At 72.3% G+C, this 21,930-nt stretch carries 18 protein-coding genes; 8 read left to right on the forward strand and 10 right to left on the reverse strand.

The genetic code is table 11. The features are described from left to right. Positions 1 to 10 precede the first annotated feature (10 nt). Positions 11 to 1,168 (reverse strand): cystathionine gamma-synthase, encoded by a 1,158-nt coding sequence (locus tag ELQ39_RS11190; RefSeq protein ID WP_225626134.1) that lies wholly within the window; start codon positions 1,166 to 1,168, stop codon positions 11 to 13. A 150-nt stretch (positions 1,169 to 1,318) separates the two neighbouring features. Here ELQ39_RS11190 and ELQ39_RS11195 point away from each other — a divergent pair, with 150 nt between their 5' ends. The 3 genes from ELQ39_RS11195 to ELQ39_RS11205 all read left to right on the forward strand — a co-directional run bounded on the left by ELQ39_RS11195 (position 1,319) and on the right by ELQ39_RS11205 (position 4,433). Beyond that, positions 1,319 to 2,437 carry a hypothetical protein gene (locus tag ELQ39_RS11195; RefSeq protein WP_190002352.1) on the forward strand — a complete coding sequence of 373 codons (1,119 nt, stop codon included), beginning with the start codon at positions 1,319 to 1,321 and terminating at the stop codon, positions 2,435 to 2,437. 109 nt (positions 2,438 to 2,546) lie between these two features. Continuing rightward, positions 2,547 to 3,701: a translation initiation factor IF-2 N-terminal domain-containing protein gene (locus ELQ39_RS11200; protein ID WP_242591807.1), complete on the forward strand. Its 1,155-nt coding sequence runs from the start codon at positions 2,547 to 2,549 to the stop codon at positions 3,699 to 3,701. A 48-nt stretch (positions 3,702 to 3,749) separates the two neighbouring features. Beyond that, complete coding sequence (locus ELQ39_RS11205) at positions 3,750 to 4,433, forward strand: SAVMC3_10250 family protein (RefSeq protein WP_242591808.1); 684 nt, start codon at positions 3,750 to 3,752, stop codon at positions 4,431 to 4,433. Between the two features lie 42 nt (positions 4,434 to 4,475). Here the strand turns inward: ELQ39_RS11205 and ELQ39_RS11210 are convergent, their stop codons facing one another. Both ELQ39_RS11210 and ELQ39_RS11215 read right to left on the reverse strand, forming a co-directional pair. Further along, positions 4,476 to 4,643: a hypothetical protein gene (locus tag ELQ39_RS11210; RefSeq protein ID WP_242591809.1), complete on the reverse strand. Its 168-nt coding sequence runs from the start codon at positions 4,641 to 4,643 to the stop codon at positions 4,476 to 4,478. An 88-nt stretch (positions 4,644 to 4,731) separates the two neighbouring features. Then, a complete protein-coding gene (locus ELQ39_RS11215; RefSeq protein ID WP_242591810.1) occupies positions 4,732 to 5,772 on the reverse strand; it encodes an NAD(P)-dependent alcohol dehydrogenase in 1,041 nt (346 codons plus the stop codon). A gap of 177 nt (positions 5,773 to 5,949) precedes the next feature. Here ELQ39_RS11215 and ELQ39_RS11220 point away from each other — a divergent pair, with 177 nt between their 5' ends. Continuing rightward, positions 5,950 to 6,864: a helix-turn-helix domain-containing protein gene (locus ELQ39_RS11220; RefSeq protein WP_242591811.1), complete on the forward strand. Its 915-nt coding sequence runs from the start codon at positions 5,950 to 5,952 to the stop codon at positions 6,862 to 6,864. A gap of 69 nt (positions 6,865 to 6,933) precedes the next feature. Here ELQ39_RS11220 and ELQ39_RS11225 read toward each other — a convergent pair whose 3' ends face one another. Both ELQ39_RS11225 and ELQ39_RS11230 read right to left on the reverse strand, forming a co-directional pair. Then, positions 6,934 to 10,266: a S8 family peptidase gene (locus tag ELQ39_RS11225; protein ID WP_242591812.1), complete on the reverse strand. Its 3,333-nt coding sequence runs from the start codon at positions 10,264 to 10,266 to the stop codon at positions 6,934 to 6,936. Positions 10,267 to 10,566: 300 nt separating this feature from the next. After that, the gene (locus tag ELQ39_RS11230; protein WP_242591813.1) at positions 10,567 to 11,820 is read right to left on the reverse strand and encodes a L,D-transpeptidase; all 1,254 of its coding nucleotides are present in this window, start codon (positions 11,818 to 11,820) and stop codon (positions 10,567 to 10,569) included. A 687-nt stretch (positions 11,821 to 12,507) separates the two neighbouring features. Between ELQ39_RS11230 and ELQ39_RS11235 the strand changes: the two genes are divergently transcribed. Next, positions 12,508 to 12,834: an LAETG motif-containing sortase-dependent surface protein gene (locus ELQ39_RS11235; RefSeq protein ID WP_225626122.1), complete on the forward strand. Its 327-nt coding sequence runs from the start codon at positions 12,508 to 12,510 to the stop codon at positions 12,832 to 12,834. A 58-nt stretch (positions 12,835 to 12,892) separates the two neighbouring features. Here the strand turns inward: ELQ39_RS11235 and hutH are convergent, their stop codons facing one another. The 5 genes from hutH to ELQ39_RS11260 all read right to left on the reverse strand — a co-directional run bounded on the left by hutH (position 12,893) and on the right by ELQ39_RS11260 (position 19,706). Beyond that, positions 12,893 to 14,461 (reverse strand): histidine ammonia-lyase, encoded by a 1,569-nt coding sequence (gene hutH, locus ELQ39_RS11240; RefSeq protein ID WP_190002675.1) that lies wholly within the window; start codon positions 14,459 to 14,461, stop codon positions 12,893 to 12,895. A gap of 64 nt (positions 14,462 to 14,525) precedes the next feature. Further along, a complete protein-coding gene (locus tag ELQ39_RS11245; protein WP_242591814.1) occupies positions 14,526 to 15,677 on the reverse strand; it encodes a GGDEF domain-containing protein in 1,152 nt (383 codons plus the stop codon). 55 nt (positions 15,678 to 15,732) lie between these two features. Continuing rightward, a complete protein-coding gene (locus ELQ39_RS11250) occupies positions 15,733 to 16,533 on the reverse strand; it encodes an enoyl-CoA hydratase/isomerase family protein (protein ID WP_225626121.1) in 801 nt (266 codons plus the stop codon). Positions 16,534 to 17,276: 743 nt separating this feature from the next. Then, entirely contained in the window at positions 17,277 to 18,380 is a 1,104-nt protein-coding gene (locus ELQ39_RS11255) for an adenylate/guanylate cyclase domain-containing protein (RefSeq protein ID WP_225643124.1), read from the reverse strand. 438 nt (positions 18,381 to 18,818) lie between these two features. Beyond that, a complete protein-coding gene (locus ELQ39_RS11260) occupies positions 18,819 to 19,706 on the reverse strand; it encodes a biotin--[acetyl-CoA-carboxylase] ligase (RefSeq protein ID WP_242591815.1) in 888 nt (295 codons plus the stop codon). Positions 19,707 to 19,816: 110 nt separating this feature from the next. On the opposite strand from ELQ39_RS11260, the gene ELQ39_RS11265 reads away from it, so the two are divergent. From ELQ39_RS11265 to mmpB, 3 genes are all read left to right on the forward strand, one after another. Next, on the forward strand, positions 19,817 to 21,406 hold the full coding sequence (locus ELQ39_RS11265) for an acyl-CoA carboxylase subunit beta (RefSeq protein WP_190002342.1): 1,590 nt from the start codon (positions 19,817 to 19,819) through the stop codon (positions 21,404 to 21,406). Positions 21,407 to 21,415: 9 nt separating this feature from the next. Continuing rightward, positions 21,416 to 21,628 carry an acyl-CoA carboxylase epsilon subunit gene (locus ELQ39_RS11270; protein ID WP_190002341.1) on the forward strand — a complete coding sequence of 71 codons (213 nt, stop codon included), beginning with the start codon at positions 21,416 to 21,418 and terminating at the stop codon, positions 21,626 to 21,628. A gap of 125 nt (positions 21,629 to 21,753) precedes the next feature. Further along, a complete protein-coding gene (gene mmpB, locus ELQ39_RS32410; protein ID WP_267461839.1) occupies positions 21,754 to 21,882 on the forward strand; it encodes a morphogenic membrane protein MmpB in 129 nt (42 codons plus the stop codon). The last annotated feature ends 48 nt before the right edge of the window (positions 21,883 to 21,930 follow it).

Genomic DNA, 21,930 nt, shown 5'->3' on the forward strand with positions numbered 1-21,930 from the left:
CCGGCGTGCCCTAGCGGCCGAGGGCCTGCTGCAGGTCCTCGAGCAGGTCGTCGACGTTCTCGATGCCGACGGACAGGCGCACCAGGTCGGCCGGCACCTCGAGCTGCGAGCCGGCGACCGAGGCGTGCGTCATCCGGCCCGGGTGCTCGATCAGCGACTCGACGCCGCCCAGGGACTCGCCCAGGGTGAACACCTTCGCGCGGTTGCAGACCTCGACGGCCGCCTGCTCGCCGCCCTCGACGCGGAAGGAGATCATGCCGCCGAAGGAACGCATCTGCTTGGCGGCGACCTCGTGACCGGGGTGGTCGGGCAGGCCCGGGTACAGCACGCCCGTCACGCGCGGGTGACGGGTGAGCATGTCGGCGACGCGGGTCGCGTTCTCGCTGTGGCGGTCCATGCGCACCGACAGCGTCTTGGTGCCGCGCAGCACCAGCCACGAGTCGAAGGGCCCGGCGACCGCGCCCATCGCGTTCTGGTGGAACGCCAGCTCCTCGCCCAGCTCCGCGTCGGCGGTGACCAGGGCGCCGCCGACGACGTCCGAGTGGCCTCCCATGTACTTGGTCAGGGAGTGCACGACGACGTCCGCGCCGAGCGCCAGCGGCTGCTGGAGGTACGGCGTCGCGAAGGTGTTGTCGACGACGAGCCGGGCGCCGGCGTCCCGCGCCACCTGGGCGACGGCGGCGATGTCGGTGATGCCGAGCAGCGGGTTGGAGGGGGTCTCCACCCAGATGACCTTGGTCTTCGGGGTGATCGCGGCCCGCACCGCCGCCGGGTCGGAGGTGTCGGCCACCGACCACTCCACGCCCCAGCGCGCCACGACCTTCGCGAACAGGCGGAACGTGCCGCCGTACGCGTCGTTCGGGATGACCACGTGGTCGCCGGGCGCGAGCAGCGTGCGCAACAGGCAGTCCTCGGCCGCCAGTCCGGACGCGAACGCGAGTCCGCGGCGGCCGCCCTCGAGGGCGGCCAGGTTCTCCTCCAGCGCGGTCCTGGTCGGGTTGGCGCTGCGGCTGTACTCGTAACCGCCGCGCAGGCCGCCGACGCCGTCCTGCTTGTAGGTGGACACCTGGTAGATCGGCGGGACGACCGCGCCCGTCAGGGGGTCGGCGGTGTTGCCCGCGTGGATCGCGAGCGTCTCGAAGTGCTGACTGATGTGCCTGTCGCTCATGCGCCCGAGGGTAGTGCGCGGAACGGTGTGATGACGTCCGCCGCCGGTCCGGGCGGGGCGAAGGGGCCTTTTCGGGCGGGCGGCGGGGTTTTTCCACAGGTACGGGCACCGGGTTGGCCATTCGGCCGCGCGGTCTGGTTCGCTTGTGACATGGAGATTCTGTGGGTCCTGATCGCCCTCCTCATGATCGGCTTCGTGCTGCTGCCGTTCCTGCGGCGCCGGCGCGGCGCCGTGGGGCTCGTCCCGGCCGGCCACCCGGACGCGGCGGACCCGGCGAACTACGGCTTCGCGCGCCAGGAGGAGCTGGACATCCGCATGCCCGGCCCCGACCAGGACCTGCTGGACGTCCTCGACGTGGTCCAGCGCACCCAGGACTACCGCGCGGCGCAGCAGCTGCTGGCGGGCACGCCCGCGGACGGCGAGCAGCGCTGGCAGCGGGTGCAGGCCTTCGCCGGCGCCGCGTCCCTGGAGCTGGCGCAGCGGCCCGGCGGGGTCTCCGAGACGCCGGGCGGCCAGTGGCTGCGGGTGTGGCGCTCCGAGGCGCCCAAGGACGCGGGCGGCGCCGCGGTGCACGCGGAGTTCCTGGTGCAGCAGGCGTGGCGCACGGCCGCGCCCGGATCGGACGAGTTCCGGATCATCATGGAGGAGGCGAAGGCGGCGTGCGGCGAGGCCGCGCTGCTGGCCCCCGGCGACCCGGTGCCGTACATCGTGGAGCTCTCCGTGGCGCGCGGACTCGCTTACTCCCAGCAGGAGTTCGAGCAGGTCTGGCTGAAGATCCTGGACCGCGCCCCGGCGCACATGGGCGCGCACCTGGCCGCGCTGCACTACTGGTGCGAGAAGTGGCACGGTTCGCGGCAGCAGGCGTACGACTTCGCGGAGGCCGCGGCGGCGCGGGCGCCCGAGGGGTCGCTGCTGGCCGCGATGCCGCTGTTCGCGGTGTTCGAGCACCTCCCGGAGGTGAACCTGGTCAGCGGGTTCTACCAGAGCGAGGTCGTCTCCAAGGCGATCCACGGCGCGCTGCACGCGGTGCACTCGGCCCGCGCGGACGACCCGATGCTCGCGCACGTGCGGCACATGCTGATCTTCTTCCTGGTCCGCTCCGAGCGCTGGGCGGAGGCCATGGGCCAGCTCATACACGTCGACGGGCACGTCGGCGCCCTGCCGTGGACGCTCTCCCCGGACCCGGCCGCCGAGTTCGCCGTGTACCGCGCCCTGGCGGTCGCCGGCTACGAGGCGAACGGCGGCAGCCCGGCCACGCTGCCGCACTGACGTCAACACCCGCGCGACGCCCCGGTGTTTGTCCCTATTTTGACCCGTCCGCACCCATATTCTTGACCCCTGCGAGGCCAGGACGGGCCTGTCGGTGGAGGAGTCGGGTGTGGCGAACGTGCGGGTCTACGAGCTGGCCGAGAAGGCCGGGGTCGACAGCAAGGTCGTCCTGGACAAGATGACCGAGCTGGGCCACTTCGTACGGTCGGCGTCGGCCACCGTCGAGGCGACGGTGGTCCGGGAGCTGATCGACGCCCTGGGCGTCGTGCAGGAGACGGCCGCGTCCCTGCCCCGGGTGCCGTCGCCCGCGGCGCCGCCCGCCGGCTCGGTGCTGCGCCCGACGCATCACGAGTGGGACCCCACGTCCCGCTGGAAGCCGCTGCAGCGCTTCGACCCGCGTCGGGTCGGGCCGTACACGGTGCTGCGGCGGATCGGCAGCGGGTCGATGGGCCGGGTGTTCCTCGGGCGCACCCCGGCCGGGCGGCTGCTCGCCGTCAAGGTCGTCAAGGAGGAACTGGCCGACGACCTGGAGTTCCGCAGGCGCTTCCAGCGTGAGGTGGCCGCCGCGCGGGGCGTGAACGGCTTCTACGCACCACCCGTCGTGGACGCGGACACCACCGGGGACATCCCCTGGCTGGCCACCGCCTACGTCTCGGCGCCGTCCCTGAAGGACCTCGTCGACGCGTGCGGGCCGCTGCCGCTGGGGGCGCTGCTCTGGGTGGCCGCGCAGGCGGTGGAGGCGCTGCGCTCGGTGCACGCGGCGGACATCGTCCACCGCGACCTCAAGCCGTCCAACGTGCTGGTCGGCGTGGACGGCCTGCGCGTGATCGACTTCGGGCTCGCCCTGGCGGCGGCAGCGGCGGCCAGCAAGCTGACCGTCGCGCACACCACGCTGGGCACGCCCGCCTACATGTCGCCCGAGCAGGCGCTGGACGCCCGGAAGGTGACGTCCGCGAGCGACGTGTACGCACTGGGCGCGGTGCTCGTGTTCGCCGCGACCGGGCACAGCCCGTACCCGGGCAGCGACCCCGTGCGCACCATGCTCCGCATGCAGACCGAGGCGCCCGACCTGAGCGGGGTGCCGGACGCCTTCGTGGACGTCGTCGCGCCCTGCCTGCGGCCGGACCCGGACGACCGCCCCCGCCTCGACGAGCTGCTGGACCGCATCGTGCGGGACATGGAGCCGGGCCCGGACGGGCTCTTCCGGCCCTCGGAGCTGCTGCCGCCGGCGGCCTTCGAGTTCCTGGGACTCCAGGACGTGTGACGAGCCGGGACGTGTGAACGACGGGGACGTGTGAAGAACGGAGCAGGAGTGCAGGAAGTCATCTACCTGTCCGACCGGAAACTCTCGCAGTTTCTGCCCGGACTGCGGTCCGCGTGGCCCCGGCAGCGGGTCAGCGTCTCCACGCCGTTCGGCGGGGTGGAGGTGGACCCGTCGCCCGGGCCCACGTCCGATCTGTGGGGCAGACATCTGCTGCGGGTGGTGCGCCGGGTCGAGGAGTCGGCGCGCTGGTACACGGAGGCGGGGGTGCGGCCGGGGCAGTGGATCGCCTTCGAGGCGCCGCTCAACTACTTCGTCCTGGACGGCGCCGACCCGACGATGGTGTTCTTCGCGGACACCCCGGAACCGGACCGCCCGGTCCGGCTGCTGCTGCACGGCTCGGCGGACCATCTGATCGCGGGTCCGCCGACCCGCGTCACCGACGAGACCCGGCAGTCCGGCACGCTCGTGCGGAACCTCCTCGGCTCCGACGCCAGCGCGCCCGGCGCGCTGCTCGCCGCCCTCTCCGACGACCTCGGCACCGGCCCGGACGGCCGCCGCCCCTCCCTGGTCGGCGCCCTGCACGCCCTCCTGGCCCGCATCGACGCCCAGACCCACCCGGAGACGGCGGCGACGATGCGCGGCTACGCCCGCGTCACCACGGGCTTTCCCGCCACGAAGCCGCCCGGCCTGCTGGTCGCGAGCCCCCTGTACGTGGAGTACACGGACGCGTGACGTCCCGCACCACGGCGCTGCCCGGAGGAGGAGCGGGGCCGCTCAGGCGGTCCAGGCGGGCGGCAGGGCGTCCAGGGACAGGCCCTCCTCCTCCGGATCCTCCGCGAGGGGAGGGGCGGGCGCGTCCTCGGGCGCGGCGGGTCCTTCCTGCACCGGTGCCTCCTGCGACGGCTGCGGCCGGGTGGGGCCGGTCGGCGGACTGATCGTCACCGTGCCGCCTTCCCTGGCCACGGCGTCGTAGTCGTCCGGCGCCGGACGGCCGCGGCAGCAGGGCCGCGGCCGTCCGGTGCGCGCGGAATCAGATCGTCGCCGTGTCGATCACGAAGCGGTAGCGAACGTCGCTGTTCTCGACGCGCTCGTAGGCCTCGTTGATCTCGGACGCCGCGATCAGCTCGATCTCCGCCCCGATGCCGTGCTCGGCGCAGAAGTCCAGCGTCTCCTGGGTCTCCGGGATGCCGCCGATCATCGAGCCGGCCAGCGACCGGCCGCCGCCGATCAGCGAGAACAGGTTCAGCGACACCGGCTCCTCCGGGGCGCCCACGTTCGCCAGCGTCCCCTCGGGCTTCAGCAGCGACAGGTACGCGCCGAAGTCCAGCGGCGCCGACACCGTCGACACGATCAGGTCGAAGGAGCCGCTCAGCTCCTCGAAGGTCTTCGGGTCGCTGGTGGCGTAGTAGTGGTCGGCGCCCAGCCGCAGCCCGTCGTCCTTCTTGCGCAGGGACTGCGACAGGACCGTCACCTCGGCGCCCATCGCGTGCGCGATCTTCACGCCCATGTGGCCCAGGCCTCCCATGCCGACGATCGCGACCTTGCGGCCGGGGCCCGCGCCGAAGCGCTTCAGCGGGGAGTACAGGGTGATGCCCGCGCACAGCAGCGGCGCGGCGACGTCGAGGGCGAGCCCGTCGGGGATGCGCACGACGAAGTTCTCGTCGACGACGACCTTCTCGGAGTAGCCGCCGTAGGTGGGTTCGCCGTCCCGGCCGATGCCGTTGTACGTCGGCGTCTGGCCCTGGAGGCAGTACTGCTCCTTGCCGGCCCGGCACATCTCGCACTCGCGGCAGGAGTCGACCATGCAGCCGACGCCCACCCGGTCGCCGACCTTGAAGCGGGTCACGCCGGGGCCGACCTCGGAGACGACGCCCGCTATCTCGTGGCCGGGGACCATGGGGAAGATCGCCTCGCCCCAGCCCTCACGGACCTGGTGGATGTCCGAGTGGCAGATCCCGGCGAACTTGATGTCGATCAGCACGTCGTGCTCGCGGACGGCCCGCCGCTCGATGGTGGTGCGCTCCAGCGGTGCCTTGGCGGCGGGCGCGGCGTACGCGGCGACAGTGGTCATACGAAGTTTCTCCTCCTGAGGGGGTCGTGCGCCCGGAACGTCTCATCCCGGGCCCGCACGGTGTCCAGCCTGCGACAACGGTCGGCGCGTACCCAGACTTCCGGGTTGCCTACGCACGCTGTGCCTACCACTGGCGGGGACAGGCACGAGGTGCGTACGAACGGGCACCATGGACGTATGGACGAGCACAGGGACGACCCGGCCGGCGCCCGGGGCGGCGGCCTGGACCCTCGTGCCGAGCTGAGCGAGTTCCTGCGCATACGGCGGGCCCGGCTGAAGCCGCAGGACGTGGGACTGCCTGACCTCGGGCGGCACCGCAGGGTGCCCGGTCTGCGCCGGGAGGAGCTGGCGCAGCTCGCCGGGGTGTCCGTGGCGTACTACACACGCCTGGAGCAGGGCAACGGGCGCAACGTGTCGACGGAGGTCCTCGACGCGATCGCCCGCGCACTGCGGCTGAGCGACGCCGAGCACGCGCATCTGACGCATCTCGCCCGGCCGGGCCGGCGCGCCGGGCGCCCGGAGCCCCGCAGCCGTCAGGCCCGTCCGGCGCTGCGGCAGCTGCTGGACGCGATGGAGACGGTCCCGGCGTACGTGGTGGGCCGGCGCTCGGAGATCCTCGCCTGGAACCGGATGGCGACGGCGGTCTTCGGCGACTGGGGCGCGCTGCCGCCGCAGGAGCGCAACTGGGCGCGGATGGTCTTCCTCGACCCCGCGCAGCGCGAGCTGTTCGTGGAGTGGGAGCAGAAGGCCTGCGACATGGTCGCCTATCTGCGCATGGACGCGGGACGGCACCCGGACGACCCCGCGCTGTCCGCGCTGGTGGGCGAACTGTCCGTGAAGAGCGAGGAGTTCCGCACACTCTGGGCGCGGCACGACGTCAAGGAGAAGAGCCACGGCGTGAAGCGACTGCGGCACCCGCTGGTCGGTGAGCTGACGCTGCTGTGGGAGTCGTTCCGCCCGGCCGGGGAGGCCGAGCAGTCGCTGGTGACGTACTTCGCGGAGTCCGGGTCGCCGTCTGCCGAGGCGCTGCGTCTGCTGGGCAGCTGGAACGCGGACACGCCGGCGGACGGACCGCGGACGCCGGCCGCCTGAGAGGCGGGGCAAGGACGGGAACGGCCCGCCGGAGGCAGGTGCCTCCGGCGGGCCGTCGCCGGGGTCGGACTACTTGCCGTAGTAGGCGTTGTAGACCGTGATCAGGGACGCGTTGCCCTTCTTGTCGGTGATCTTGGCGCGGAGGGAGACCGCCTTGCCCTTCGCGGGGTTCTTGACGGTGACCTTGCCCTTCGTGACCGTGGTCTTCTTCCAGGTCTTGCCGCCGTTGTAGGAGACGTACACCGCGAGGGACTTGAGGTTCTTGCCCTTGGCGGCGCCCTCCACGACGACCGGGAAGGTGGCCTTCTTGCCGGCCGCGACCTTGCTGTCGAGCCCCGTGACCGCGGCGAACCGGGCCGAGGAGACGGGCAGCTGCTTCTCGCCCGACGTCTTCTTGGACCGGAAGGTCCAGCTCGCGTCGATGCGCGTGGACGCGGCGGCGACCTTGGCGCTCCGCTTGACCGAGGTGGTCAGCCGGTAGGCGGCGTCACCGGACGGGACGGTGAAGGCCTTTTCGCCGAACAGCGGGTCGTTGTTGGAGCCGACCTTCTTGCCGTTGCGGTAGAGGGTCGTGACGGCGGAGGAGTAGTCGGAGGAACCCGCGTGGCCCTTGCCGTCGGCGAACAGCGGGATGAGGCCGTAGATGCCGTTGCCGTCGCGGAAGACGCCGTAGGACGAGGTGAGACGCGGGCCGAAGACGGCCGTGTTCACGGTCTCCTTGTAGGTCTTGCCGCCCTTGTACGTCCTGCCGACGCCGATGGTGTAGCCGGCGTCGTAGACGGGCCAGCCCTCCTCGTCGACCCCGCCGAGCTGCTCGAAGTCGAGGTCCCACGTCACGCCGTTGACCGTGGACAGGTACAGCGTGCGGGTGCTGGGCAGCTTCTGCTCCTGGGAGAAGCCGGACGCGCCCGAGCCGCCGGGCAGCCAGCCGTACGCGGAGACGGCGCCCTTCTTGCCGCTCGCCGCGGCGCCCATGCCGACCTGGACGGTGGCGAACTCCTTGGCCTTGAAGGCACGGGTGTAGCCGGTGGCGACCTTCTTCACCTTGCCGCCGCTGACGGCGCTGTACTGCGCCTTGGCGCCGTTGCTGAAGTGGGCGTTCCACTGCTGGCTCAGCGTGCCGTCGGTGATCTGCGGGCCGAGGTGCGCGGTGCGGAAGCCGCTGAAGTTCTCCAGCCACCAGCCGTAGGAGACCGCGCTGTCCTTGGTCTCTACGGTGTAGTCGCTCAGGGCGAACTGCGCCTTGGCGCCCTTGCCCGGCACGGTGACCTTGACCGGCTCGGCCTTGCGGGCGTCCAGCGTCACCGTGGTGTTCCGGGTGACGTCCAGCTTGGGCTGGGCGAGCCAGTCGGCGCCCTGCCACTTCTCCGGGTCGGCGCCCACGAACACGCTGGCGTCCAGGACGTAACCGCCCTTGGGCACGCGCACGCTGACGGTGCCGTCGGCCTCGTACGGCGCGAACGACCGGTCCTTGCCCAGGCCGGTGAGGCCCGACAGGTACGTCGAGTAGTTCGGGGTCGCCTTGCCGGAGCGGTCGAGGACCTTCAGCGTGACGGTGTAGGACTCGACCTCGCGCTCCACCGCGGCGGCGGTGCGCACGCTCTGGCCGGCGCCGGTGGCGACCACGTACGCCGAGTACGTGCCGTCGACCGTGCCGCCGAGGCGGGTGTCGGCGGTGACGTCCACGGAGGCCGTGCCGTTCGCCGGGACGGTCAGGGTGGAGGCGCCGAGGGTGAAGAAGCCGGCCGGGGCGGCCTTGCCCTTCGGGTCGGTCGCGGTCGACGTCAGCTTCAGCGTGACGTCCTCGGTGCCGAGGTTGCGGTAGGTGAGCTTCTTGGTGACCGGCTTGTCGTCGGCGTGCGGCCACTGCTGCACGCCGAAGCTCAGCGACACCGGCTCCGCGATCACGGTCTGCGCGATCGCCTTGTCCACCTGGACGCGGCCCGAGCCCTGCTCGAACGGGGTGTACTTGCCGTCCTTGGCGGAGGCGGTGAGCGCGCCCTTCAGCTCCGCGTACTTCCACTCCGGGTGCTGCTGCTTGAGCAGCGCGGCGGCGCCCGCGACGTGCGGGGTGGCCATCGAGGTGCCGGAGATCGTCATGTAACCGGCCGGCTTCTCGCCGACCTCCTTGGCGATGTCGTTGCCCTTCGCCGAGGCGGCCGTGATGTCCACGCCGGGGGCGGTGACGTCCGGCTTGACGGCGCCGTCGCCGAGGCGCGGGCCGGTGGAGGAGAACTCGGCGAGCTTGTCCTTGTCGTCGACGGCGCCGACGGTGAGGGCGGAGTCCGCGCTGCCCGGCGAACCGATCGACTGCGGGCCCTCGTTGCCCGCCGCGATGGCGAAGAGGATGCCCTTCTCGGCGGACAGCTTGTCGACCGCCGCCTCCAGCGGGTCGGTCTCCGGGGTGTCCATGCCGCCGAGGCTCATGTTGACGATGTCGGCGCCCTGGGCGGCCGCCCACTCCATGCCGGCGAGGATCCCGGAGTCGTCGCCGAAGCCCGAGTCGTCGAGGACCTTGCCGTTGAGGATCTTCGCGCCGGGCGCGACGCCCTTGTACTTGCCCTTCGACTGGGCGCCCGTGCCGGCCGCGATGGACGCGACATGGGTGCCGTGGCCGACCACGTCACCGGTGCCGGGCGCGGAGGTGAAGTTCTTGGCCGCGCTCACCTGGCCCTTGAGGTCGGGGTGGGTGGCGTCCACACCGGTGTCCAGGACGGCGATCTTGACGCCCTTGCCGTCGTAGCCGGCCTCCCACGCCTTGGGAGTGCCGATCTGCCCGACCGAGGTGTCCAGGGACGCCTTGCGGACGCCGTCCAGCCAGACGCGAGCGACACCGGAGGCGGTGCGGTCGCCGTCGGTGACGGCCTTCCACAGCCCGGCGGTGGCCTCGTGCGGCGTCTGCACCGCGTCCGCGTTCAGGGACGTCAGCGCCCGGCGGACCGTGCCCGCGTCGCGGACGTCGGCCTTGGCCGTCTTCGCGGCGCCCCGGTAGCCGACGATGACCTTCAGGCCGCCGCGGTGCGCGGTGCGGGTCGCCGCCTTGTTCAACTCGGTGACGTCGAACAGCCGTTGGTCCAGCTTGCCGGACGCGACCAGCCGGGCGGCGTCGGCCGGGACGACCAGGGTGTGGCCCTCGCTGCGGCGGATCTGGACGGGTATGTGCTCCCGGCCCTCGGCCGGCTCCAGGCCCACGACGCGGCCTTTGGCGTCCAGGGCGACCCGGTCGCCGGTGATGAGGGTGACGCGGTGCTTCCCCTTGAGCGCCGCCGCGCTCGCGGACGCCCCGGCGGCCGTGCCGTTCCCCCCGTTCGCCGACGCGGGGCCGGCCATGCCCGCCGCGAGCGCCACGGCGGTCGCCGTGGCGATCGTGGCCGCGCATGCTCTTTTGACTTGTCTGCGCAAGGTTCCCCCTAGCGAAGTCTCCGGGCGGCAGAAGCATCACCCGGCCGGGGGTGGTCTCGTACGCCTGCGCGCACCCCCCGGTGCTCGGAGTATGCCGACCGGTGATCAAGCGGCTCAAGGGGGTTCGGCAGTGGTCGGGAAGTCGCCGGGTGACTGTGATGTGCCCGCAGGAACTCCGTTACAGAATCGCGCGGTTGGGGCGGGAGGGACGCCGGACGGCCGATGCCCCCGTCGCCGCTCCCGAGGGAGGGGACGAGGGCATCGGCCGTGTGGTGTGGGTCCGTCGTGGCGGAGGGGGCGTCAGACCGCGGAGCCCGCCTTCCACTGCTCCCAGCTCATGTTCCAGCCGTTGAGGCCGTTGTCCGGGGCGATGGTCTTGTCGCCGGTGTTCTGCACGACGACCACGTCGCCGATGATCGAGTTGTTGTAGAACCAGGCGCCCGGGGTGCTCGGGTCGTTGGCGCCCTTGGCGTCGGCGAGACCCACGCAGCCGTGGCTGGTGTTGACGCTGCCGAAGATGGACTTCGCGCCCCAGTAGTTGCCGTGGATGAAGGTGCCGGAGGTGCTCAGACGCATGGCGTGGGGCACGTCCTTGATGTCGTACTCGCCCTTGCCGTCGTCGTCGGTGAAGCCGACCGTGGCGCCGTTCATCCGGGTCTCCTTGAACTTCTCGGAGATCACCATCTGGCCCTCGTACGTCTTGTTCTCGGGCGCGCCGGCGGAGATCGGGATGGTCTTGATGGTCTTGCCGTTCTGCGTGACCTTCATCTGCTTGGTCTCGGCGTCGACGTAGGAGACCTGGTTGCGCCCGATCTTGAAGGTGACCGTCTTCTGCTGGACGCCGTAGACGCCCTCGGCACCCTCGACCCCGTCGAGCGCCAGCTTCAGCGTGACGGTGGAGCCCTCCTGCCAGTACTGCTCGGGGCGGCAGTCCATGCGGTTGGCGTTGAACCAGTGGCAGGCCACCTCCTGGCCGCTGCTGGAGGACACCTCGATGCCCTTCTGCACGGCGGCCTTGTTGGTGATGGCCTTGTCGAAGTTGATCGACACCGGCATGCCGACACCCACCGTGGTGCCGTCGTCCGGGGTGAAGTTGCCGATGAAGCTGTTGGACGGGGAGACCGTCGTGAAGGACGCGTTCTCGTGGGCGACGAGGCCCTCGGAGTCCTTCGCGGAGGCCGACAGCTTGTAGGTGGTGGCGCGCTCGAGCTGGCCGCTGGGCTGCCAGCTCTTCTTGTCGGCCGATATCCGGCCCTCGACGGCGGTGCCGTCGGCGGTGGTCATCGTGACCTCGGTGAGCTCGCCCTTCTCGACGGTCACCGTGGCCGAGTTGTTGATGGAGGCGTTCGTCGAGCCGTCCTTCGGCGTGATCTTGATCTGCGCCTCGGAGGACTTCTTGGCCGCCGCCTCGTCGACCTGCGCCTGCGAGGTGTCCTTGCCGTCGGACCCCGCGGCGTCGTCGCCCCCGCCGGAACACGCCGAGAGCACCAGCACTCCGCCGAGCAGAGCGGACGCGGCCGCCAGACCCCTGCGCCGCCGCTTACCGTCCGTCATCACACGCTTCTCCATCGTTGCCAGAATCCCAACCCCACGAGGCCCCTGGCGGGAGCCGAGGCGCCTCGTCCACAACCATCAACGCTACGACCGGGTGATCCGGTTCCCGAATCTCACGCGTGTGGGACTCACCACGTCCGCCGTCGCGGACCGCGGGAACGCCGGTCGGTGCGCCGGTTGAGACGTGCCGGCCCGGGGCGTCGGTTGCCTCCCGGGGCCAACATTTCCTCAAGTCGCCTCAGCCGCCGCGGGAGCCGTCGCCAGGACGCGTCGCCGTGGTGGGACTCTTCGTCGTCGGACTCGTCTTCGCAGTCCTCGTCGAACCGGTCGCCATCCTCGTCGCCGCTTCCCCCTCCACGCGAGTACCGGTCGCCGTCCCACCGCCCACCGCCGCACGCGCCCCGCCCTGGTCGCGCCCTCCCCACCCCCGCCGACCAGCGCGAACGGATACGTAAGAGGACTCGGGGATTCTTACTGTGTCCTCGGTCACAACCCTTTGCCCACAAGCCCGTTCAGCACCTGCGCATCCTCCCCTCCGGACGAAACCGCATGAACCGCCACATCCTCCGAGGGGTCACAGCCGGAGCGCACAGGGAAGGGCTCCCGTGACTTTCCTGTGACCCGCGCGGTTCACTACCATCGGCCCACACGGCCAATTCGCCAGCGCCACAAGGGGATCGATATTCCGTGTCATCCGCGCTCCGTCCGTTGCTGACCGCCACCGCCGCGGGCACCCTGCTGTGCGCCCTGTGGTTCGTCCCGTCCGCGAACGCGACCTCGGACACCACGGCCAGGACCGCACCGTCCGCGAGCCCGTCCCCGCAGGTCACCGAGCAGGCGAGAGGCGTGTCGAGCGCGACGTCGGCCCACCTGGAGAGCACCGGCCAGGAGGTGCGCCTCGCGGACACCGGCAGCTTCGACAGCACCCCGTACATCGTCGGCGGCACGGCCTGTCTGGCCCTCGGCGCCGGCTTCGTCGTCTATTCGGTCCGCCGGGAGCGCCTGGAGTTCTGAGCGCCCCTCCCACGGCGTACCGGGGCCCCGCGGAGCCGTCCGCGGGGCCCCGGCCGTCTCACTTCAGAGGCCCTGTGACCCGTTCCACGGCCTCGACCAGCCGCCCGTCCCGCACGAAGGTCTCCGCGGCGGCGAGGTCGGGCGCCAGGTACCGGTCAGGACCGGGACCGCCCACGCCGGCCTCCCGCAGCGCCTTCAGCACCGCCCGCGTCGCCGGGGCGGGGGTGAGGCCCTCGCGCAGCTCCACGGCCCGCGTGGCGGCGTACAGCTCCACGGCGACCACCCTGGTCAGGCCGTCGACGGCGGTGCGCAGCTTGCGCGCGGCCGACCAGCCCATGGAGACGTGGTCCTCCTGCATCGCGGACGACGGGATGGAGTCCGCCGACGCCGGTACGGCGAGCCGCTTCAGCTCGCCGACCAGGGCGGCCTGCGTGTACTGGGCGATCATCAGCCCGGAGTCGACGCCGGCGTCGTCGGCGAGGAACGGCGGCAGCCCGTGACTGCGGTTCTTGTCCAGCAGCCGGTCGGTACGGCGCTCCGTGATGGAGGCGAGGTCGGCGACGGCGATGGCGAGGAAGTCCAGCACGTAGGCGACCGGCGCCCCGTGGAAGTTGCCGTTGGACTCCACCCGGCCTCCCCCAGAGCCGAAAGCCTGGGAGGTACCCCCAGGAAGCACGACCGGATTGTCCACGGCCGAGGCGAGTTCGCGCTCGGCGACCAGCCGGGCGTGCGCGAGGGTGTCGCGTCCGGCGCCGGCGACCTGCGGGGCGCAGCGCACCGAGTAGGCGTCCTGGACCCGGGGGGCGTCGTCCTGGTGATGCCCCGTCAGCTCCGAACCCTCCAGCACGGCCAGCATGTTGGCGGCGCTGGCGGCCTGCCCGGGGTGCGGGCGGATGGCGTGCAGCTCGGGGGCGAGCACCTTGTCGGTGCCGAGCAGCGCCTCCAGGCTCAGCGCCGCGGTGACGTCGGCGGACCGGTAGAGGAGGTCCAGGTCGGCGAGGGCCATGACCAGCATGCCGAGCATGCCGTCGGTGCCGTTGAGGAGGGCGAGCCCTTCCTTCTCGCGCAGTTCGACGGGCCGGATGCCGTGCTCGGCGAGCAGGTCGCCGGCGGGCCGCACGCTGCCGTCGGGGCCCTCCGCCTCCCCTTCGCCCATCAGCGTGAGGGCGCAGTGCGAGAGCGGGGCGAGGTCGCCGGAGCAGCCGAGGGAGCCGTACTCGTGCACCACCGGGGTGATCCCGGCGTTCAGCACGTCCGCCATGGTCTGCGCGACCTCGGGCCGGACGCCGGTGTGTCCGGAGCAGACGGTCTTGAGCCGCAGGAACATCAGCGCGCGGACGACCTCCCGCTCCACCCGCGGCCCCATGCCGGCTGCGTGCGAGCGGACGATGTTGCGCTGGAGCTGGGCGCGCAGGTCGGGGCTGATGTGCCGGGTCGCCAGGGCGCCGAAGCCGGTGCTCACGCCGTAGACCGGGTCCGGCTTGGCGGCCAGGGCGTCCACGATCTCGCGGGACGCGGCGAGGGCGGCCACCGCCTCCCCGGACAGTTCGACGCGGGCGCCGGCGCGCGCCACGGCCAGCACGTCGGACGCGGTCACGCCCGACGTCCCCACCACCACTGTGTGCATATCCATATTCAGGAGCCTACGCAGTGAATGCCTCACTGTCACCACCGGACCCGGCCCGCGCCCCTTACCCGGGCGCGTGCCGCCCGCGGAACCGGCGCCGCTCCCCGTCGGCCTCCCGCGAGGGTTCGTCCGCGAGCCGCACCACGGGGTCGTCCGGCCCCTGCCGCCCGGCCACCACGGGGCGCGCGGCCCGCTCGGCCTTGGCCCGGTACTGCGCCGCGTCGGCCAGCCGGAACAGCCGCCGCGCCGAGAACACCGGCCCGATCGGGTCCTCCGTGGACGCCACCCCGCACGCGACACCGTCGCCGATGCCCAGCTCCACCGCCCGCCGGCACACCTCGTCGGCCGCCTTCACCACCTCGTCGGCGGACGGCCCCACCGCCAGCAGACAGAACTCGTCCCCGCCGAGCCGCGCCGCCAGGGCGCCCGGCAGCATCGCCCCGCACAGCGACAGCACCGTCCCGAACCGCTCCAGCAGCCGGTCCCCCACGGAGTGCCCGAGGGTGTCGTTGACCCGCTTCAGCCCGTTCACGTCGCACACCACCAGGCTGACGACGGCCCCGTCCCGCCGGTGCTGCTCGACCGCCTCGTCCAGCCGGGCGTCCACGGCCCGCCTGTTGGCAAGACCCGTCAGCGAGTCGGTGAAGGCCAGCCGCCGCGCCTCCTCCAGCCGCTCGGTCTGCGCTATCCCCGCGGCCACCACGGCGGCCAGCACGGTCGCGAAGTCGGCGTCCGCCGGTCCGAACACGGGTTCGCCGACCGGCCGGGCGACGTACAGCTCGCCCCAGGCCAGCCCGTGCAGCACGATCGGCGCGACCACGCAGCAGCCGCGCCCGCGCCGCCGCAGCGCCGCGACCCGCTGGTGGCAGTAGCCGGCGCGCCCCTCCCCGGGGCCCTGCGCGGTCTCCACCCAGGCGTCGGGTTCGCCCCCGCCGGCCCACCGCTCGTGCAGGAACTCGGTGATCTCGGCGAACTGGTGCACCGGGTACGACTCGTCCTCGGGGAACTCCTCCTCCCCCTCGGCGAGCTCCCCGACGTTCACCAGCACCCTCAGCCGTCCGAGCTCCCGCTCCCACACCGACAGCGCGGCGAAACTCCCGCCCAGGGCCCGGCGGGCCCCGCCGGCGGCGGCCCGCCACGCCTCCCGCGAACTGTGCGCGGCGGCCATGCCCTGAGCCAGCGCCACCACGGCCGCCAGCCGGCTCTCCTCACCCATTCCCCCAGATTAGGGAGATTTTCTGCTTATAGGGACATCGAGGGCGAGGGGAGCGTCACTCCCCCGGCCACTCCGGCCGCCGCTTCTCGTTGAAGGCGGCCACCCCCTCGGCGCGGTCCCCGGAGAACGCCACGGACCGCCAGGCCGCGTCCTCGACCTCGAGACCGGCCGGCAGGTCGAGCCCGTGCCCCAGCCGCAGCGCCCGCTTGGCGGCCCGCAGCCCCACGGGCGAGTTCCCGGCGATCCGCGCGGCCATGGCCAGCGCGTCCTCGCGGTCCCGCCCCTCGTCCACCAGCACGTCCACGAGCCCGATCTCCCGCGCCTCCTCGGCCTCGACGCGCCGCGCGGTGAAGATCAGCTCGGCCGCCCGCGCCGACCCCACCCGCCGGGGCAGCAACTGCGTACCGCCCCCGCCCGGGATGACGCCGACGGACACCTCGGGCAGCCCCATGACGGCCGTACGGTCGGCCACGATCACGTCGCACGACAGCGCGAGCTCGCACCCTCCCCCCAGGGCGAAGCCGTGCACAGCGGCGACAGAAGGCACCGGCAGCTGCAACACCCCGGTGTAGGCGGCACGCGCCACAGGCCGCTGCCGCACGAGATCGGCGTCGCTGAAGGAGTTCCGCTCCTTCAGGTCGGCCCCCACGCAGAACGCCCGCTCGTGCGACGAGGTCAGCACCACCGCCCGTACGTCCCGGTCCTCGCCCAGAGCCGCACACGCGCCGGCGATGGAGCGGGCCATCTCGGTCGACACCGCGTTCATGGCCTTCGGCCGGTCGAGGACGAGCTCCGCGACATGTCCCCGCTCGTGCCGACGCACCAGCACGAACTCCCCGAACCGTTCCTCACTCATGACACCCTCCGGTTAACGCGGGTTAACGTGGCCCGCCCCGATCATGGCAGCCGGGAGCCGCCGAGGAAAAGGGTCCACCCGTTCGAGTGACATACGACCGACTCGCCTCGCCCCCACGGCCCCGGCGCGTAGCGTGCGCACACCGCGGCGCGCCGGGGGCGCACGCAGGGGGGAGACAGACGATGACACCGGACGAGACACGCACCGTCCCCCGAGGACGCCACCGCAGACCCCGCCACCGCCGCGCCCTCCTGGCCGCGGGCGCCCTGACCCTGACGGCGGGCGCGGCGACGCTCATCCACCTGGCGACGCCGGACGCCCCGCCGAGGGACACGAGAGCGGCCGCCCTCCCCTCGCCGGAGGAGAGCGGCGCCCCCACCACGGCGAGCGAGGAAGCGGCTTCCACCAGGAGCACGACATCCCCGTCGGCCCCTCACCCGAGCCCGACGTCACCGAGGGCCCAGGGCGGAAAGGCGCAGGCGCCGCTCACGCAGCGGCCGACACCGTCCCGGACGCCGACGGCACCACCGAGCCCGCACACGGAGACGCTCCCGCCGCCCCGCACGTCACCGACGCCCGAACCTCCACCGGAGCAGCAACCGACAGCGCCACCGCCGGCAACGACACCCGCACCCCCACCCCCACCGCCCGACGACGACGAGAACGAGGACGACAACGACGACCGCGGCCTCTGCCTCCCGCTGCTGAACATCTGCCTGGGCGGCTGAGAGTCACGCCGACGGTCAGGCCTCCGGGGGAGTCCTCCGGTTCAGCAGCCAGGGCTCGACCACGCCGAGACCACGAACGGGCCGCTGCCACATCGGCTGGAGGGCGAAACGGTACGAGGGCGGCTCCTCACCCTCCTTCTCCGCCGCGGCAGCCGCCTCGGCGGCGGCGGCCTCACTGGCCGGCGCGTCGCCGGTGCGGATCAGCTCCTGGGCGAAGTCGGCGTCCACGAGGACCGCGTCACGGGGGGCTATGGAGGTCAGCCGGGAGGCGAGATTGACGGTGGTGCCGAAGACATCGCCCATCCGGGTGGTGACGGTGCCGAACGCCATGCCGACGCGCAGTTCCGGCATGGTCTCGTCGTTCGCCATGGTCTCTATCAACCGCAGGGCGATCTCCGCGGCGGTCCCGGCGTCGTCGGCGACGTACAGCACCTCGTCACCGAGGGTCTTGATGAGCCGCCCGCCACGGGCGGCGACCAGATCAGCAGCGGTCGTCTCGAAGGCCTCGACCAGCTCGCCGAGCTCCTCCTCCTCCATCCGCCGGGTGAGGCGGGTGAAGCCCACGAGGTCGGCGAAGGCGACGGCGAGCCGCCGGTCCACCATCTCCTCGTCGTCGGCCTCCTGCACCACACGCCCGGCCGAGGCGGCGAGCTGCCGCCGCCACACGTAGACCAGGAACTCCTCCAGCTCGGGCAGGAGCAGCTCGACGATCGGATACGTGACCTCGGTACGGGTCATGCCGGGCTCGGGCGGCTCCGTGAGCCCTTCCAGGAAGGAGTCGATCTGCCATTCGGCCAAACGCGCGGTGGTCTGACCGGTGGACCGGGCGACCTGGACGGCCATGGCCTCGCTCAGGAGGCCGGCCTCCACCAGACCCGCGAGGCGGCGCAGGGCGAGGACGTCCGCCTCCGTCAGGGCCTTCGCCTGACCCACGTCGGCGAAGCCCATGGCACGCCAGAAGCGGGTGGCGAGCTCCATCGTGACACCGGCGCTGCGGGCCGCCTGGAACGGCGTGTAACGGCGCTCGGCGCCCAGAATGAGCTGCTCGAGGCGCAGAGCAAGCGGATCCTCGCCGTCGCCCTGCGCGTCCGCACCGGAACCCGAGTCGTCGACGCTCACGCGTTGCTGCCCTTCCGATCTGTCACGGCCATGTCTCGACCGGGCTCAACTCTACGGCAGGTGTGCGGTAGCTCACTCCGTCAGGTTGGGCCGTGGGTGAGGTATGAGAGGCGCGCCTGCCCCGGGGTGCGTTTTCAGCCACGGCCGTACGGCGGGGGCGGGTGTCGCACACCCGGCGCAGGCGGGAGTGGGCCGGGCGGTGTCGGCGTAGCCGCGTACGGCGGGAAGGGGACGGGGTGGGGGCGGTCGCCCGCAGCGGCCGGCGCGTCCGCACCCTTGACCTCTCGAGACGCACTCTCGCGCCGGCCCGAGGACGACCGCCCCCACCCCGTCCCCGCACCACCCACCCACCGCAGGGGCCACGCCCACCCCCACCGGACAGGACGATGCGCCGCAGGCGTCAAACATGACCCCCCACCGGCCGTCACCGCTGTCCCCTCACCCCGCCGCCCGCAGATGCACGATGTCCCCCGCCCCCACCGGCTCCTGCACCCCCGCCTCCGTCGCCAGGATCAACCGCCCGTCGCCGTCCACCGCGACCGCTTCCCCCACCAGCGCCCGATCCCCCGGAAGCTCCGCCCGCACACGCCGCCCCAGCGTCGCGCACCCCGCCGCGTACGCCTCCTGCAGCCCGCACGCACCGGCGTCACCGCCGGCCGCCCGCCACCGCCCGTACCAGTCCTCCAGCCCCCGCAGCACGGCCCGCAGCAGCGGATCCCGGTCCGTGCTCACAGCCCCCGCCAACGCCAGCGACCCCGCCGTAGGCACAGGCAGCTCGTCGGCCCGCAGGCTGACGTTCACACCGACCCCCACCACCACACCCCCGTCCCCGGCGGCCTCCGCCAGGATCCCCCCGGCCTTCCGCTCCTCGCCCCCCACCGTCACCAGCACGTCGTTGGGCCACTTCAAGGCCGTGTCCACGCCCCCGGCCCGAGCCAGCCCCGCGGCCACGGCAACCCCCGTCAGCAACGGCAGCCACCCCCACCGCTCCATCGGCACACCGGCATCCCCAGGCCGCAGCGACACGGAGAAGAACAACCCGGACCGAGCCGGAGCGACCCACTTCCGGTCCAGCCGCCCGCGCGCGGCGCTCTGCTCCTCGGCGACGAGAACGACCCCCTCCCTCAGCCCGCCACCGGCAGCCGCCCGCGCCACGAGATCGGAGTTCGTGGACCCGGTCCGCTGCACCACGTCCACCTCCCGCCACAGGCTCCCCTCCCGCACCAGGGCGCGCCGCACCGCGGCGGCGTTCAGCGGAGGCCGGTCGAGATCGGACCACCGGCTACGCCGGGGCCCGGAGGATTCGGAGTCATCTCGGGGTGTCATGCAACCCACACTAGGTGTGGGAAACACCGCACTGCCGAACGCACAGCCCCCCACTACGCTACGGATGAGTAACCGTCCCCCCTTTTGAGCAGGCAGGGAGCCGCATCCCGATGTCCGAGCCGGAAGAGCAGCAGCCTGACATCCACACCACCGCGGGCAAGCTCGCGGATCTCCAGCGTCGTATCGAAGAGGCGACGCACGCCGGCTCCGCACGTGCCGTCGAAAAGCAGCATGCCAAGGGCAAGCTGACGGCCCGTGAGCGGATCGACCTCCTGCTCGACGAGGGCTCCTTCGTCGAACTGGACGAGTTCGCCCGGCACCGCTCCACCAACTTCGGTCTCGACGCGAACCGCCCGTACGGCGACGGCGTCGTCACCGGTTACGGCACGGTCGACGGCCGCCCGGTCGCCGTCTTCTCCCAGGACTTCACCGTCTTCGGCGGCGCCCTCGGCGAGGTCTACGGCCAGAAGATCGTGAAGGTCATGGACTTCGCGCTGAAGACCGGCTGCCCGGTCATCGGCATCAACGACTCCGGCGGCGCCCGCATCCAGGAGGGCGTGGCCTCCCTCGGCGCGTACGGCGAGATCTTCCGCCGCAACACCCACGCGTCCGGCGTGATCCCGCAGATCAGCCTGGTGGTGGGCCCCTGCGCGGGCGGCGCGGTCTACTCCCCCGCGATCACCGACTTCACGATCATGGTCGACCAGACCAGCCACATGTTCATCACCGGCCCGGACGTCATCAAGACGGTCACCGGCGAGGACGTCGGATTCGAGGAGCTGGGCGGCGCCCGGACCCACAACTCCACCTCGGGCGTCGCGCACCACATGGCGGGCGACGAGAAGGACGCGATCGAGTACGTCAAGCAGCTCCTCTCGTACCTGCCGTCCAACAACCTCTCGGAGCCCCCCTCCTTCCCCGAGGAGGCGGACCTGACGGTCACCGACGAGGACCGCGAACTCGACACGATCGTGCCGGACTCGGCGAACCAGCCGTACGACATGCACACGGTCATCGAGCACGTCCTGGACGACGCGGAGTTCTTCGAGACGCAGCCCCTGTTCGCGCCGAACATCCTCACGGGGTACGGCCGCGTCGAGGGCCGCCCCGTCGGCATCGTGGCGAACCAGCCGATGCAGTTCGCCGGCTGCCTGGACATCACCGCGTCGGAGAAGGCGGCCCGCTTCGTGCGGACCTGCGACGCCTTCAACATTCCGGTGCTGACCTTCGTCGACGTCCCCGGCTTCCTGCCCGGCGTGGACCAGGAGCACGACGGCATCATCCGCCGCGGCGCGAAGCTGATCTACGCGTACGCGGAGGCCACCGTCCCGCTGATCACGGTGATCACCCGCAAGGCGTTCGGCGGCGCGTACGACGTCATGGGCTCCAAGCACCTGGGCGCCGACCTCAACCTGGCCTGGCCGACGGCCCAGATCGCGGTGATGGGCGCGCAGGGCGCCGTCAACATCCTGCACCGTCGCACCATCGCCGAGTCGGACGACGCCGAGGCGACCCGCGCCCGGCTGATGCAGGAGTACGAGGACGCCCTCCTCAACCCCTACGTCGCCGCCGAGCGGGGTTACGTCGACGCGGTGATCATGCCGTCCGACACCCGCCGCCACATCGTGCGCGGTCTGCGTCAGCTGCGGACCAAGCGCGAGAGCCTGCCCCCGAAGAAGCACGGCAACATCCCCCTGTAAGGAGCCGCTGTGACGATCAAGGTCGTACGGGGCAACCCGACCCCGGAGGAGCTGGCCGCCGCACTGGCGGTGGTCAGGGCGCGCGCCGCGGCGGCGGCCGCCCTGCCGTCCGGCGCGCCCACGGTTCCCGACGCCTGGTCCGACCCGTCGCGCATCGCCGCGCGCCGCGTGCCCCAGCCGGGCCCGGCGTCGTGGTCACGGACGTACTGGCCGGGCGGCTGATCCCGCCGGACGCCGTACGGGCCGTACACGAGGCGTACGGCCCGTACGGCGTCCCCGGCCGCGTTCCGCCAAGTTGAGTACGCGTACTCAGGCGCCCTCCGCCGGCTCCGCCGCACGCTGGAGGAATGCTGTGGTCCGACCCCGAGAACAAGCCGCCGAAGGAACTGCGCGACACGCAGGAGATGCTGCGGCGGCTGGGCGTTCTCATGGCACTGGCCATGGTCGTGGCGATGCTCGTGATCGGCGTGAGGTGAGGCGCCTCCCGCCCGGTACCAGGGGCGTCCGGGACGCGGGATGAGGCA

Source organism: Streptomyces sp. GB4-14, from assembly GCF_022696125.1.
In the GTDB taxonomy this organism is placed as follows: Bacteria; Actinomycetota; Actinomycetes; order Streptomycetales; family Streptomycetaceae; genus Streptomyces; species Streptomyces werraensis.